This is a genomic window from Hymenobacter sp. M1-2 (assembly GCF_057808495.1).
On the sequence record NZ_JBTYZO010000021.1, the window covers coordinates 63352 to 77333 of the forward strand.

The window sequence follows — 13982 nt, forward strand, 5'->3', positions numbered from 1 at the left end:
GAACAACCCAACAACGAAAAACCAATAACCAAAAACCAACTCATGCTGCGTATTGGACTCGTTTGGCTGCTGCTGACCAACTACCTTTTGGTAGTCGGGGCGGGCCTTGTGGGCCGGGCGGAGCCAGTGCGGGAGCGGGCTGTAGCCTACGTGCACAGCGCCGACTGCCAGCAACACCATTACCTCCAACTCGACTGCTTCGACCAGTGCAATGGGGAGCAGTACGAAGTGCATAAACCCGGCTCCCACGAAACACCGCTCCACTTTCTGAGCACCCTCAAAGGGCTGGATGTGCATTGCCTGGTTGAAGACGAGCCGGTTTTTACGCAACACCTTTTCTATACGCCGCAACCGATAGTAGCCTCCTTAGTATTGGCGGTACCGGCTGGTTTCAGCGACAAACTTTACGCGCCGCCGCGCCAGGGATAAGAAGCGCACCGGAGGCACTCGTGTGTCCGGCGCAGCCAGCCTGCTTTACGGGCTATTTCTTATTTCTTACCATCTGACGCCGCCCGCGCTGCTCTAGCTGCGGCGGGGCGCGTCGTCATTGCTTCGGCGGCATGAACTCCTGTTTTTTACGAATTATCCTGCTTGGGCTGGCACTGCTGGCTTCGGGCAGCTTTGCGCCGCTTCGTGCGCAAAGTACTACGGCTACTACTGCCACCCTGCGCGGCACCGTGGCCGATTCCGCCTCGGGACTGCGTCTTCCCGGAACTGGGCTACGGCTGGAAGGCCCCGCTGGAACCGCGGCCACCGCGACCGATGAGTTAGGTGGTTTTCGTTTCGGTGGGCTGGCGGCAGGCACCTACACCTTGCGGGCCACGGGCCTAGGCTACGGCACTCGCACCCAAACCGTGACGCTGAGGGCGGGCCAAACCAGCACCGTAACGCTAACCCTGCCCGCCGTGGCGTTGAATCTGCGTGAAGTAACCGTAGCGCAGCCCCGCGACCCTAACCAAAGCCTCGCCGCCATCACCCACATCGACCAGGTGTTGCGGCCCGTGAATTCAGCGCAGGACTTGTTGCCGCTGGTGCCAGGGCTATTTATTGCGCAGCACGCCGGGGGTGGCAAAGCCGAGCAGATCTTCATTCGGGGCTTCGATGTCGACCACGGCACCGATTTCAACGTGAGCATCGACGGACTGCCGGTGAATATGGTGAGCCACGCCCACGGACAAGGCTACGCCGATATGCACTTCGTGATTCCCGAGACGGTGGATGCGTTGCGCGTGTACAAAGGGCCCTACACAGCCCGGTTTGGGGATTTTGCCACGGCCGGAGCTGGAGAGTTCAGCACCAAAACCAGCCTCGACCACAGCCTGGCCAAAGTGGAAATCGGGCGCTTCGACACGCGGCGGGCGGTAGCGTTGCTTGACGTGCTGCCGCAGGGCAAGCATCTGCTGTCGAAACAAGCAGAAAGCGCCTATCTGGCCAGCGAGTACACGTTCACGAACTCCTACTTCAACAGCCCGCAGCACTTCAAGCGCTTCAACGGCATGGGTAAGTACACGGGGCTGCTGTCGGAGCGCACTTCGCTGATGCTGCTGGGCTCGCACTTCACTTCCAATTGGGATGCCTCCGGGCAGGTGCCGGATCGGGCCGTGCGGGCCGGGCTGATTTCGCGCTTCGGCGCGATAGACGACACGGAAGGGGGCCGCACCAACCGCATCAATGCCACGGCCGTGCTTACTACCACGCTGCCCGGCGAGGCGGTGCTGCGCCAGCAAGCCTACTACAGCCGCTACAATTTCAACCTGTACTCTAACTTCACTTTCTTCCTCGAAAACGAAGATCAGGGTGACCAAATCCGGCAGTCGGAAGCGCGCAACATCTACGGCTACACCGGCACCTACGAGCGGAGCGGCCAGCTAGGCACCAAGCCGCTGCGTTCCACGCTCGGCCTCGGCACCCGCATCGATGATATTGACCTCGCGCTGCGCCACGCCGTGAAGCGGCAAGTAACCGACACCATCGTGAGCGGGCGGGTGTACGAGCAAAATCTGAATGCCTACCTCGATGAAGTGCTGACGCTAACGGACCGACTCACCGTAAATGCCTCCCTGCGCGCCGACTACTTCGTTTTCCGCTTTCGAGGTCAGCAGGCCGACTCAACTTCGGGCCGGGCCACTAAGGCGCGAGTTAGCCCGAAGCTGAATCTGTACTACGACCTCACGCCCGACGTGCAGTTTTTCGTGCGCTCCGGCTTCGGCTTCCATTCCAACGACGCCCGCGCGGTAGTCGTGAACCGTGGCGACTCGCTGCAAGCCCTGCCGCGAGCCATCGGCTACGAAGTGGGTAGCACGTTCAAACCCGTGCCGGCGCTGGTCGTGAATGCCGCGCTGTGGGCGCTGCACTTGCAGGATGAGCTGGTGTATGTCGGGGATGGGGGCTTCGTGGAAAGCTCCGGCCGCACCCGCCGCTTCGGTGCCGATGTAGCCTTGCGCTACCAATTGAGCCGGGTACTTTTCGCTGATGTGGATGTGAACTATGCCCACGGCCGGGCGGTAGGAGCACCTAAAGGCGAAAACTACATTCCGCTGGCGCCTAGTTTCACCAGCATTGGGGGCCTCACGCTCAAACAGCCCACCGGTCTGAGCGCCAGCCTGCGCTACCGTCACCTCAACAACCGGCCCGCCAACGAAGACAACTCGGTGCGGGCCCGGGGCTACTTCCTGCTCGATGCCGTGGTGAGCTACGCCGTCGGTCGTTTCCAGTTCGGGGCCTCGGCCGAAAACCTGCTGAACGAGGCGTGGAACCAAGCCCAGTTCGATACGCAGAGCCGGCTGCCCGGCGAACCCGCCGAAGGTGTTTCCGAGCTGCATTACACGCCGGGTACGCCGTTTTTCATGAAAGGCAACGTGAGCATTTCCTTCTAATGCTGCCTGTTTTCTGGCGCTCCGTCAAGTTGGAGTGCCAGCCTGTTTTCCAACTTTCGACCTTCTTGTTATGTCTCCTTTCATCAAAACACTAGCTCCATCCGGCGTAGCAGCCGCTACCACGGTTGCATTGCCCGTTGGCTTCAAGCCGGCCGCCATATCCAACACCCGCGCAAGTCTGCCGCCACCGCCACCCAATACCCGCGCAATCGAAGCCACCGCGCTGGCTCGCTGCCGTAGCTTGGGTCGTTCCGCACCGTATCGTTCCGCGAAACGCTGGTAGATAGCCTAGCGGCTGCGTTGCCTTGTTACTGAAACTAAAAGCCTCTTCCATACTGGAAGAGGCTTTTTTGTGGTGATAAGCTTCTTTTTTCAATTCCTCTATCAGCTCTTGGCGCCGACTAAGTACCTTGGCGACATGAGCAGGCGAGGCGAAAACACAGCGGTACTGAGGGGAAGTTGGCGGATGGTCGTAGCGTTGCTCGTACTCGCTGGTTGCCACGCTACAACCACCGAAAGCAATGCGCCACTCGCTGCCTCCGTGGCCTCCGCTCCCGTTCGTACTGCCCCCCACCCCGACGTCGCCCCGGCAGTTCCTCCAACGCCGCCAGCCCTGCCCGATTCTCTGGCTCTTACACCTCTGGAGCCGCTGGCAGACCTCTCCGACTCGCTACGCCAGGCAGTGCGCCAGTTGCATAGCCGGCTAGGAGACGAGGCGGCGGAACTGCGGCCGGAAGTGCTGGAACGGGCCTGCGTGGGCTATTTAACCTTGCGACATGCTAAGCGCGTTCAGCAGAGCGGCGTGCTGGCCATAGCGGATATGGACTTGCCTTCCACTGTGCCGCGCCTCTGGGTGCTTGACATGCAGACGGGTCGGGTGCTGCATCGGAGCCACGTAGCGCACGGGCGGGGTTCTGGCACCTTGCGCGCCCGGCAGTTTTCCAACCAGGTCAAATCAGCCTGCACCTCGCTTGGCTTCTACCGCACCGAGGACACCTACGGTGGCAAGCACGGCCTCTCGCGCCGCTTGCGCGGCCTCGACCAAGGCCAGAACGACAACGCGCTGCGCCGTTACGTGGTGCTGCACGCCGCCGACTACGTGAGCCAGTCTTACTTGCAACGCCATAGCCAGCTGGGCTACAGCCGTGGTTGCCCCGCTTTGCCTCCCGACCAGTATCGGGCCATTATCCGCAGCTTGCCCGAAGGATCGTGCCTACTGTTGGCAGGGCCGGGCTTGGAGTCGAAATGGCTGGATGGAGTCGTGGCGGCGCGGCAGTTGGCCGCCCGAGGCTGGCGATAAAGTGCCCAATAAGGTTTCCAACAGGGAATCAATTAAAATAGAGCCATGTTAGAATAGCCGCCGCGGCACAATGTATCCACTTGTCCCGTGTTCGCGTATAGATTTTTTGCCAGTGCTACTTGGACGCGCTGGATAGTGGGAGATACTCTAACCGACCCTTCGTGCAGATGGAAAAACCAAGCGTAATTCAGCGTCAGCGTTTTAAGCGCCGCGCCCGCCGCGTAGCACGCCGGGTATTGCCGTTCGTGGCTTCGTTGTTTATGGCTACGCCGCTGGCCTCGCCCGTGATCAACAGTAAGGTGAAGGCGGCCAAGATGGAAACCAAGCTTCCTACGGTCGAGAGCCTGCAAACCGCTTTCTTCAACCAGCGGATGCAGGAGCTGTACCGCGACCTGAACGTGGCAAGCCAGGGACTTCGCTATGAGGTGTTTGCCAAAGCCATGACTGGCTACCTGAATCTGCAGCACGAAGGCCGCCTAAGTGCCGATAAGCAACTGCTGACCGTGGTAGACTTCGAGCTGCCCAGCACCGAAAAACGCCTGTGGGTGCTCGATATAGCGGCCAAGCAAGTGAAGTTTCACACCCTGGTTGCTCACGGGCACAACTCGGGCGAAAACGTAGCTACTAGCTTCTCCAACCAGAATGAGTCGAACATGAGCAGCTTAGGCTTCTACGTCACGCAAGACGAGTACGTGGGCAAGCATGGCCGCTCGCTCAAGCTCAATGGCATGGATGAAGGCTTCAACACCAATGCCTTGGCCCGTTCCGTCGTCATGCACGGCGCCGACTACGTGAGCGAAGACTTTATCCGTCAGTACGGTCGTTTGGGTCGCAGCCTCGGTTGCCCGGCGCTGCCTATGGACCAGAAAGATGAGATTATTGAGGCTGTGAACGGTGGTACCTGTCTGTTTTTAAACGGCCCCGATCAGTCGTACTCTTCAAAATATTTGAACGAGAGTGTAGCAATGAACACGCTGGTCCCTATCAACGGCTAAAGAGTAACAGCATCATATAAAAGCCCCGCTGGCAAGGTTGCTAGCGGGGCTTTTTGTGGGCGGGTATGTTTGATATCTCAATCGAAGAATAACTCTTGGTTTGGATACTTTGATTGGAAGTTGAGTTGAAATCAGTTTGCGCGCATAGACGAGAGGAGTATTATCGGATACTCGCTGTGCTCGTCGCGGAACGGATATCCGCGCTACAGCTTTACTCCGAATTTTGCGCCTACCGTTTCCAAATCTTTCAGGACTGGATCTAGCAGGGGAATACCGTTGAGCAGACGTTGAGCTGACGTTTCGCGCTCTGGGTCACCGGGAATGAGCACGTGCTGGCCCTCAATGGCACGCGCCGCGCGGAAGGTGGCAATCCAGTTGTCCATGTGCGCCTTGAACTCAGTGGCGGGCCGAAACGCATCCACCCGCATAGCCCCGAAGAAATGCCCGATGCCCTGGCCTACCGGATCGGCGGGCGGCTGCAAAAAGGCCACGAACGGCGGCACCCAGGGGCCGTAGTTGGCGCCGCTGAGTACGGCCGAGAAAATATCAACGATGCTACCTAGGCAATAGCCTTTGTGGGAGCCGGTTTCGCCGCCTAGCGGCTGCAACGCCCCGCCCGCTTTCAACTCGTCGGGGTTGGTAGACGTGTGGCCGTTCTTGTCCTGAATCCAGCCTTCGGGGGCGGGGAGTTGCTTGCGTTGGAGTATTTCGAGCTTGCCGTTGGCGGCGGTGGTGGTGGCGAAGTCGGCCACGAAATCGGGCTGGTCGCCGGCAGGAATGGCTACGGCAATGGGGTTGGTGCCGAGCAGGCGCTCCAACGAGTGCGTGGGCGCTACGAGGGGCGAGGCATTGGTCATGGCGATGCCAATCATGTCGTGGGCCAGGGCCTTCATGGCGTGGTAGCCGGCAATGCCGTAGTGATTGGAATTGCGGACCGAAACCCAGCCGGTACCCACTTGGCGGGCTTTTTCCAGCGCTACCTCCATGGCTTTGGGTCCTACCACCAACCCCAGGCCCCCATCACCATCTACCACGGCCGTGCTAGGCGTTTCATAGGTCACGCCCACGCGTGGATCCGGGTTGATGCGGCCAGCTTCCCAGAGGCGCACGTAGCCGATAAGCCGCGCTACGCCGTGCGAGTCGATGCCGCGCAAATCGGCGGAAAGCAAGGTTTCAGTGGCTAAAATGGCGTCGTCATCGGGACAGCCGATACCGCGGAAAACGGACTCGGTGAAAGCAAAAAGCTGGCTGTAGGGAAGAGTTGTGGTCATTGCAGAATATAACCGGAGTGAAAAGACAGTAGCGCGAAGCTCCAGCTTCGCGTATCGTTGCTGACAACTGAACTAATGTCGCCCAATGGTGTCGTTCAACGATGTGCGAAGCCAGAGCTTCGCGCTACGGGCGTGTTACTGGCCTAAAATTTCAGCCAGCAAGCCTTCTTTCAGCGCGTAAGCGGAGGCCTGGATATTGGTGAAGCCGTAGGTGTTGAGCACGAAATCGATGAGCACGCAGGCCACCACTATCATGTCGGCGCGCAAGGGCGTCATGCCGGGCAGAGCCAAGCGGGCAGCGTGGTCGAGAGCGAGCAGCTGCGCGTAGCTTTGGTGGAAGCTTGCCACCGAAATAGGCGTGGCCGGTACTGCTTTGCCGACAAGCTCCGGCTGGCCGGCGCGGGCCGCTTGCAAGTCGCAGAGCGTATCGAATGTGCCGCTGGCGCCGACTAGGCTCACGGGCTGGTACTGCCGTACGGCGGCCGTGAGCGGAGCTAGCACCTCAGTTAGCCACGTTTGCTGGGCTTGCACGGCGGTAGCGGGTAGTGGGTCCTGGGTGAAAAACTTGTCGAGCAGCCGCTGGGCGCCTATTTCAAAGCTTTGCTTCCAGAAAATTTGCGTTTCGCTGGCTATGATGAACTCCACGGAGCCGCCGCCAATGTCCATCAGCAAGTGCGGCACCGGGCCCAGCAACACGGCTTGGCGAATACCTTTGGTAATCAACTCCGCTTCCCGGTCGCCGGGAATGACTTCCACCCGGATGCCGGTATGCTCAAAAATGGCCTGCACCAACTCGGCGCCGTTGCGGGCCACGCGCACGGCGCTGGTGGCCGTGGCGCGTACCTCGTTTACTTCGTGCAGCTCTATTTCCTCCTGAAAAGCATCCAGCGTGTGCAGCGCGCGGGCAAAAGCCTCCGGCGTAATCTCACCTTGGCTGATGCCGCCTTCCCCGAGCTTCACGCCTACTTTGGTGCGCAGCAGCACCGTCGGTACCGGCAGTTCGTCGGCGGTAGTAGGCAGCTCCACGATGAGCAAGTGAAACGTATTGGTGCCCATGTCGATGAGGGCGAGGCGGCGGTGGCGGGGCTGCATCATGCGGGCAAGTTGCTTGTTTTGGCGTTCAATGTCTTATTCATTCGGACTAGAGGCAGCTGTTCGCCATCGGGGAAAGTGATGGTGAAATGTTCATCGACTTCGTATCCCAACGCTGTGTAGAGGGGCTCCCCGGGTAGCGTAGCGGCCAACTCCAAGCGCCGAAAACCAGCGCCGTAAGCCGATTGCTCACCCATTTCAATAATAGCCCGCCCAATGCCGCGCCGAGCCCATTGCGGATGCACAAAGAAGGCGCGAATTCGGCCCGGCTCCCGCGCCGGATTGAGCAGCGGATCTTGCTCTACTTTAGTTTGGTCGCCGCCGTAGAGGGTGTTTCGTTTACTCCAGCCGCCGCAGCCCACCACGAGGCCATCTGCTTCCGCCACGTAGTACGTCTCGTCCTTGATCAACTGCGTGTCTACCCCAAACACGTATTGCAGTGAGCTTTCTATTTGCTGCGGCGTATAGTAGCCAACGCTCAGGTGCCGGACTGCCTGCTCAATGAGCTGGTTCAGCGCCGGTACGTCGTCTAGACTAGCTGCGCGAAGGAGAGGCGCATCGTGCATATTCGTTTTTCGTTGTTGGTTTTTTGTTTTTCGAGCAGACGGGTTCAGGGGAGGAGCCCGCTCATCAAGGCTCATCAAGTAATAGTCGATTTTCGATAAAGGCGCGAAGGCGAAAAACGAATAACTAACAACGAAAAACCAGTTAAGTGGCGAAACGGCAAAACGTGCCTAGGGGCAGCTTGCGGGCGGCTCGGTCGTGCAGATAGATTTCCCCGATTTCGCGGTTCTGGCGAGCTTCGGGGAAGATTTCGTGCACTAGGTTTTCCAGAATCAGCGCCGAGAAACCGAGTGAGTAGAGGTTGATGAGGAAGAAATGATCCTGCGGGTCGAGCAGTTCTTTGCAGAGTTTGAGCATATCATTCAACTCATCTTCCAGCTGCCATTTCTCGCCGTTGGGGCCGCGGCCGTACGCGGGCGGGTCCAGGATGAGGCCCTGGTACTTGCTGCCCCGCTTCACCTCGCGCCGCACGTACTTCATGGCATCTTCCACCAGCCAACGCACCCCATCGAGGCCGGAAGCTTCCATATTGTCGCGGGCCCAGAAATTGACCTGCTTCACGGAGTCGAGGTGGGTGACGTCGGCGCCGGCGGCGCGAGCGGCCAGGGTAGCCGCGCCGGTGTAGGCAAACAGGTTGAGCACGCGCGGCTGGGAGGCCCGGCGCTTCTTAGTCTGCTGGTAGATGAACTGCCAATTGGGGTCCTGCTCCGGAAACAGCCCCACGTGCTTAAACGACGACATGCCCAACCGAAACTTCAGTCTCAGCCCATCCGGTCGCTCGTAAGCAATGATCCACTGCTCGGCCGTGCCGGGCTTCATCTTCCATTGCCCGCGCTCCTGGCTGCCCTTCTCGCGGGTGAAGGTGGCGTGGGCGCGCTGCCACTCACTGGCGGGCAAATGCGGGTCCCAGATGGCTTGCGGCTCGGGCCGGGCCAGAATGTGCTTGCCGAAACGCTCTAGCTTCTCGAAGTTGCCGGCGTCAATCAGCTCGTAGTCGGCCCAGGGGTCAGTGGTGAGGAACGTGTACATAAACTACCTTTAGGCTGCCGGTGGGGCAGGCCGGCAAAGGTACGGCACGACGCTGTTCTGGCCGGTATCGTATAGCTAGTTCAGGTAACCGAACTCAAACGAGCCTCAACAAGATGAAAGAAACACAACGTATTGCCGACCAACTGCAACGGGCTTTCGACAGCGACACGTGGTCGGGGCCTTCCTTGCAGGACACGCTGGCGGGCATTACGGCCACGCAGGCCGCCGCGCACCCACTGGCTGGGGTACACAGCATCGGCGAGTTGGTACGCCACCTCACCACCTGGGCCAACACGGTAGCGCAACGCATAGAACAGCAGCAACTAACGCCCGCAACCGACGAAGACTGGCCCGTATTCGCGGCTGAGCCCAACGAAACCGCCTGGCAGCAGGCTCAACAAGCACTGAAAAAAGCCCAAGCGCGACTGCTAACTGCCACCGCCGCGCTGCCCGAATCTGCCCTCGATACCGTGCTAGGCGATGGCCGCAATCTGGCCGAAGGCTCCGGTGTGTCGTGCTACGTGCTGCTGCATGGGGCCGTGCAGCATTATCTTTACCACGCGGGCCAGATAGCTTTGTTGCGCAAATTTCTTTAAGCAGATTTCCTTTCCTCCCGTGACGATTTCCTTCCACAAATACCAAGGCACCGGCAACGACTTCGTGATGGTGGACGACCGGGCCCAGCATTTCGATGCCAGCAACCACGAGCTAGTGCGCCATCTCTGTGACCGGCGCCGCGGCATCGGGGCCGACGGGCTGATTTTGCTGCGTACTCACCCGGAATACGATTTCGAGATGGTGTACTTCAACGCTGACGGCCACCTAGGCTCTATGTGCGGCAACGGCGGACGCTGCACCGTGGCCTTCGCGCGGCAGCTGGGTGTCATCCAGGATACTACCCGTTTCCTGGCCGCCGATGGCCCGCACGAGGCGCGTATTGAGCCCGATGGCACCGTGCAATTGCGCATGCAGGACGTGGCCGGCCTGCAAGACGTGGAAGGCCACGGCGTCTTTCTCGATACCGGCTCGCCTCACCTAATCCGGTTCGTGCCCGCCAGCACCCTGGCCGAGCTGAACGTATTTGCTGAAGGCCGGGCCATCCGGTACGGGGAGCTGTTCCGGGAGCAAGGCACCAACGTAAATTTCGTGGAGACGCCCGCCGCGCCGGAACTGCCTTGGCAGGTGCGCACCTACGAGCGCGGCGTAGAAGACGAAACCCTGAGTTGCGGCACCGGTGTAACGGCCGTGGCGCTGGCCGCCTCCCACCACGGCGCCAGCAGCCCCGTCCACCTGCGTACTCCCGGCGGCGACCTCCGCGTCACTTTCGACTCCCAGCCCGACGGCTCCTTCCGCAACGTCTTCCTCATCGGCCCCGCCACGCATGTGTTCGAAGGCACCGTAACGGTGACAAAGTAGGAGAGGAGAAAGGACGATTGAAAAAGCCCGTCACGCAGAGCGGAGCGAAGCATCTCGCGTGCTGACGTTGTTTAGCGTGTCATGCAGAGGCGCAGCCGAAGCATCTCGCGTGCTAATGCTGCAATTGCAAAAAGAGTTACCACCCTAGCGAGATGCTTCGGCTAGCGCCTCTGCATGACGGTTTAGATAAACAACGTCAGCACATCAGCACATCAAAAAATCAGCACATCAACCCCCATGCTGCATTCTGACCTCGTGTTCCTGCGCCCCCTCGAAGCCGAAGACCTCGACTTTCTGTACGCGCTGGAAAACGACCCGAGCGTGTGGGGCGTCTCAGATACGCTAGCGCCGGTGTCGCGCTACACGCTGCGGCAGTATTTGGACCACGCTGCCGCCGATTTCCACGAGGTCCGGCAGTTGCGGTTGGTGTTGTGCGCCAAAGCAACGGGCGAGGCAGTAGGTGCCGTCGATGTATTTGGGTTTGAGCCGCTGCACCAGCGGGCTGGCGTTGGGATTATGGTGCTGGCCCAACACCGGCGGCGCGGCTACGCCCAGGCGGCGCTGGAGCTGCTGCTACCCTACGCCCGGCAGGTGCTGCGGCTGCACCAACTTCACTGCACTATCGCCGACGATAACGCCGCCAGCCAGCAACTTTTCGAGTCCGTTGGGTTCCAGCACGCGGGCGTGCGGCGCGAGTGGCTGCGGACCGCCGAGGGCTGGCAAGACGCCGTGGAAATGCAACATTTGCTGTAGAGCTTGGTAATAAACTAACGAGCGTAGTTCGACCGAACCAATTGGATTAGTTATAGCTCGTCAATATCTTTTTTGGGAGGGTAGGCGTATAAAGGGTAAGCGGCCCCGGATATCGAAGAAGATTCGTATTCGCTAGAGGTATCGGGCGTCGCACTTACACCCCAATTTACCCATCTATGTCGCTGTCCCCACCAGCGGAGCTGTCGAACTATGCCCCCGGCTCTGCACCATCTAACCACTCTAACGCTACTGCCTCTGCTAATTCCTACGCTCTGCCTGATCTAGTTTGTTTCGCGCATTTGCACTGGGATTTTGTGTGGCAGCGTCCACAGCATCTGCTGTCACGTTTTGCGCAGCAAGGCCGGGTATTTTACGTGGAAGAAGCTTTCTTCCATAGTCCCGAAGACCCCATTGAGCCGCACATGGAGGTGAAAGAGCGTCAACACGGCCTCAAGGTCTTGGTAGTGCATCTACCCGACCACCTCCGCCACGACGAAGATGCCGCCGACCAAAAGCAGTTTGAAGTATTGCGTGAGTATTTCACTCAAGAAGGCATAGAAAGCTACATATTCTGGTACTATACCCCGATGGCCCTCGGCAAGTCGCGCGCCTTTACGCCCCGGCTGACAGTGTACGACTGCATGGATGAGCTGGCCAATTTCAAGTTCGCGCCGCCCGCTTTGCAGGAACGTGAGCAGGAGTTGTTCAAGAAAGCCGATTTAGTATTTACGGGTGGCCACACGCTTTACGAAGCCAAGAGCAAGCAGCACGCCGACGCCCATCCGTTCCCCAGCAGCATCGACAAGGCCCATTTCGGGCAGGCCCGGCAGCCCATAGAAGAGCCCGCCGACCAGGCCGGCATTGCCCACCCTCGCGTTGGATTTTTTGGAGTGGTAGATGAGCGTCTCGACATTGAGCTGCTGCGCCAGCTCGCCGATGCCCATCCCGAATGGCAGTTCGTCATCATCGGGCCGGTGGTGAAAATCGACCACGACATACTACCACGCCAACAGAATATTCACTATTTGGGCGGCAAAGACTACCAGGAGCTGCCTGCTTACTTAGCCAGCTGGGATGTGGCCACCCTGCTCTTTGCCGACAACGAGAGCACCAAGTTTATTTCTCCCACCAAAACCCCCGAGTACCTGGCCGCCGGCCGCCCGGTAGTCAGCACCCCCATCCGCGACGTGGTGCGGCCCTATGGCGAGCTGAACCTCGTGCAGATTGCCGCCAACGCCGAAGACTTTGGCCGCGCCATCGAAAAGGCCCTCACGCAAGCCGAAGATGCTGACTGGCGCGAGCGTACCGACGCTTACCTGGCCACCATTTCCTGGGACCAGACCTGGCAGCAAATGCTGCAATTGATGCAGGCCCGCCTACAGGCCAAAACGGCGGCCAACGCGCCTGCCGCTACTTCCCACACTACTCTCGCCTCCGCTTCCTGATTCAGTAGCCGAGTCCCTCATCCCATTCCCAAACCACTCTACTCCTATGTTTGATTACCTAATCGTTGGGGCCGGCTTCGCTGGCAGCGTGCTGGCCGAACGGCTGGCCACCCGTTCGAATAAAAAAGTCCTCATTATCGATAAGCGTAACCACATTGGTGGCAATGCCTACGACCACTATAATGAGGAAGGAATTCTGGTCCACAAGTACGGTCCGCACATCTTTCACACCAACTCGAAAGAGGTGTTCGACTACCTGGGCAACTTCACCGACTGGCGCCCCTACGAGCACCGCGTGCTAGCTTCCGTCGACGGACAGCACGTGCCGATGCCCATCAACCTCGACACCATCAATAAACTTTACGGTCTCAACCTGACCAGCTTCGAGCTGGACCAGTTCTTTGCCTCTGTAGCCGAAGAAGTGCCCGTAATCAAAACGTCGGAAGACGTGGTAGTGAGTAAAGTAGGCCGCGAACTGTACGAGAAGTTCTTCAAGAACTACACCCGCAAGCAGTGGGGCCTCGATCCTTCGCAGCTCGACAAATCGGTGACCAGCCGCGTGCCCACCCGCACCAACCGCGACGGCCGCTACTTCACGGACACCTACCAGGCTATGCCCTTGCACGGCTACACCCGGATGTTCGAGAAGATGCTCGACCACCCCAACATCAAGGTGATGCTCAACACCGACTACCACGAGGTAGTAGACTTTATTCCTTTCAAGGAAATGATTTTCACGGGCCCGGTAGATGAGTATTTCGACTACAAGTTTGGCAAGCTGCCCTACCGCTCGCTGGAGTTCAAGCACGAGACGCTGAACAAAGAACAGCACTTGGCCGCTCCGGTCGTAAACTACCCCAACGAGCATCCCTACACGCGCATCACCGAGTTCAAGGCCCTCACCGGCCAGGACCACCCCAAAACGGCCATCGTGTACGAGTATCCGCAGGCCGAAGGTGACCCGTACTACCCCATTCCGATGGCCGAAAATGCCGACTTGTACAACAAGTACAAGAAGCTGGCCGACGAAACGCCCAACGTCCACTTCGTAGGCCGCTTGGCTACCTACAAGTACTATAACATGGACCAAGTAGTAGCCCAAGCCCTGACGCTTTACAAGAAACTCACCGAAAAAAGTGAGGAAGCGTTGAAAGCCAAAAAACCGGCCATTACCGGTTCGGCTTCGCTCATGGAAAAACTCGTGCCGCGCGACCCAGCCAAGAAGTAGCACGGTGAAAAAC

13 protein-coding genes are annotated in these 13982 nt (G+C 59.2%); 9 read left to right on the top strand and 4 right to left on the bottom strand.

Features of this window, described 5'->3' with window-relative positions; all coding sequences use genetic code 11:
- Positions 1 to 42: 42 nt before the first annotated feature.
- The 4 genes from ACYSMN_RS19095 (at position 43) to ACYSMN_RS19110 (ending at position 5171) form a co-directional block, all read left to right on the top strand.
- Positions 43 to 429 carry a hypothetical protein gene (locus ACYSMN_RS19095; protein WP_488925503.1) on the top strand — a complete coding sequence of 129 codons (387 nt, stop codon included), beginning with the start codon at positions 43 to 45 and terminating at the stop codon, positions 427 to 429.
- Positions 430 to 560: 131 nt separating this feature from the next.
- Positions 561 to 2876: a TonB-dependent receptor gene (locus tag ACYSMN_RS19100; RefSeq protein ID WP_488925504.1), complete on the top strand. Its 2316-nt coding sequence runs from the start codon at positions 561 to 563 to the stop codon at positions 2874 to 2876.
- A 541-nt stretch (positions 2877 to 3417) separates the two neighbouring features.
- The gene (locus tag ACYSMN_RS19105; protein WP_488925505.1) at positions 3418 to 4176 is read left to right on the top strand and encodes a murein L,D-transpeptidase catalytic domain family protein; all 759 of its coding nucleotides are present in this window, start codon (positions 3418 to 3420) and stop codon (positions 4174 to 4176) included.
- Positions 4177 to 4343: 167 nt separating this feature from the next.
- A complete protein-coding gene (locus ACYSMN_RS19110; RefSeq protein WP_488925506.1) occupies positions 4344 to 5171 on the top strand; it encodes a murein L,D-transpeptidase catalytic domain family protein in 828 nt (275 codons plus the stop codon).
- A gap of 203 nt (positions 5172 to 5374) precedes the next feature.
- Here the strand turns inward: ACYSMN_RS19110 and ACYSMN_RS19115 are convergent, their stop codons facing one another.
- The 4 genes from ACYSMN_RS19115 to ACYSMN_RS19130 form a co-directional block, all read right to left on the bottom strand.
- Positions 5375 to 6442 carry an Ldh family oxidoreductase gene (locus ACYSMN_RS19115; RefSeq protein WP_488925507.1) on the bottom strand — a complete coding sequence of 356 codons (1068 nt, stop codon included), beginning with the start codon at positions 6440 to 6442 and terminating at the stop codon, positions 5375 to 5377.
- Between the two features lie 135 nt (positions 6443 to 6577).
- Positions 6578 to 7537: a Ppx/GppA phosphatase family protein gene (locus ACYSMN_RS19120; protein ID WP_488925508.1), complete on the bottom strand. Its 960-nt coding sequence runs from the start codon at positions 7535 to 7537 to the stop codon at positions 6578 to 6580.
- Complete coding sequence (locus tag ACYSMN_RS19125; protein ID WP_488925509.1) at positions 7534 to 8100, bottom strand: GNAT family N-acetyltransferase; 567 nt, start codon at positions 8098 to 8100, stop codon at positions 7534 to 7536. Before ACYSMN_RS19125 ends, ACYSMN_RS19120 begins: the two co-directional genes overlap by 4 nt.
- A gap of 142 nt (positions 8101 to 8242) precedes the next feature.
- Positions 8243 to 9127, bottom strand: coding sequence for a class I SAM-dependent methyltransferase (locus tag ACYSMN_RS19130; RefSeq protein ID WP_488925510.1), 885 nt, complete (start codon positions 9125 to 9127; stop codon positions 8243 to 8245).
- A 113-nt stretch (positions 9128 to 9240) separates the two neighbouring features.
- Between ACYSMN_RS19130 and ACYSMN_RS19135 the strand changes: the two genes are divergently transcribed.
- The 5 genes from ACYSMN_RS19135 (at position 9241) to glf (ending at position 13969) form a co-directional block, all read left to right on the top strand.
- The gene (locus tag ACYSMN_RS19135; RefSeq protein ID WP_488925511.1) at positions 9241 to 9723 is read left to right on the top strand and encodes a DinB family protein; all 483 of its coding nucleotides are present in this window, start codon (positions 9241 to 9243) and stop codon (positions 9721 to 9723) included.
- A 19-nt stretch (positions 9724 to 9742) separates the two neighbouring features.
- The gene (gene dapF, locus ACYSMN_RS19140) at positions 9743 to 10543 is read left to right on the top strand and encodes a diaminopimelate epimerase (protein WP_488925512.1); all 801 of its coding nucleotides are present in this window, start codon (positions 9743 to 9745) and stop codon (positions 10541 to 10543) included.
- A gap of 237 nt (positions 10544 to 10780) precedes the next feature.
- Positions 10781 to 11296: a GNAT family N-acetyltransferase gene (locus ACYSMN_RS19145; RefSeq protein WP_488925513.1), complete on the top strand. Its 516-nt coding sequence runs from the start codon at positions 10781 to 10783 to the stop codon at positions 11294 to 11296.
- Between the two features lie 176 nt (positions 11297 to 11472).
- The gene (locus ACYSMN_RS19150; protein WP_488925514.1) at positions 11473 to 12741 is read left to right on the top strand and encodes a glycosyltransferase family 1 protein; all 1269 of its coding nucleotides are present in this window, start codon (positions 11473 to 11475) and stop codon (positions 12739 to 12741) included.
- A gap of 46 nt (positions 12742 to 12787) precedes the next feature.
- Entirely contained in the window at positions 12788 to 13969 is a 1182-nt protein-coding gene (gene glf, locus ACYSMN_RS19155) for a UDP-galactopyranose mutase (RefSeq protein WP_488925515.1), read from the top strand.
- The last annotated feature ends 13 nt before the right edge of the window (positions 13970 to 13982 follow it).

Excerpts from the sequence above, each read along its gene's own strand:
- ACYSMN_RS19095 (WP_488925503.1), top strand. The coding sequence starts at position 43 with ATGCTGCGTATTGGACTCGTTTGGCTGCTGCTGACCAACTACCTTTTG.
- ACYSMN_RS19100 (WP_488925504.1), top strand. The coding sequence starts at position 561 with ATGAACTCCTGTTTTTTACGAATTATCCTGCTTGGGCTGGCACTGCTG.
- ACYSMN_RS19110 (WP_488925506.1), top strand. The coding sequence starts at position 4,344 with ATGGAAAAACCAAGCGTAATTCAGCGTCAGCGTTTTAAGCGCCGCGCC.
- ACYSMN_RS19115 (WP_488925507.1), bottom strand. The coding sequence starts at position 6,442 with ATGACCACAACTCTTCCCTACAGCCAGCTTTTTGCTTTCACCGAGTCC.
- ACYSMN_RS19120 (WP_488925508.1), bottom strand. The coding sequence starts at position 7,537 with ATGATGCAGCCCCGCCACCGCCGCCTCGCCCTCATCGACATGGGCACC.
- ACYSMN_RS19125 (WP_488925509.1), bottom strand. The coding sequence starts at position 8,100 with ATGCACGATGCGCCTCTCCTTCGCGCAGCTAGTCTAGACGACGTACCG.
- ACYSMN_RS19130 (WP_488925510.1), bottom strand. The coding sequence starts at position 9,127 with ATGTACACGTTCCTCACCACTGACCCCTGGGCCGACTACGAGCTGATT.
- ACYSMN_RS19135 (WP_488925511.1), top strand. The coding sequence starts at position 9,241 with ATGAAAGAAACACAACGTATTGCCGACCAACTGCAACGGGCTTTCGAC.
- ACYSMN_RS19145 (WP_488925513.1), top strand. The coding sequence starts at position 10,781 with ATGCTGCATTCTGACCTCGTGTTCCTGCGCCCCCTCGAAGCCGAAGAC.
- ACYSMN_RS19150 (WP_488925514.1), top strand. The coding sequence starts at position 11,473 with ATGTCGCTGTCCCCACCAGCGGAGCTGTCGAACTATGCCCCCGGCTCT.
- glf (WP_488925515.1), top strand. The coding sequence starts at position 12,788 with ATGTTTGATTACCTAATCGTTGGGGCCGGCTTCGCTGGCAGCGTGCTG.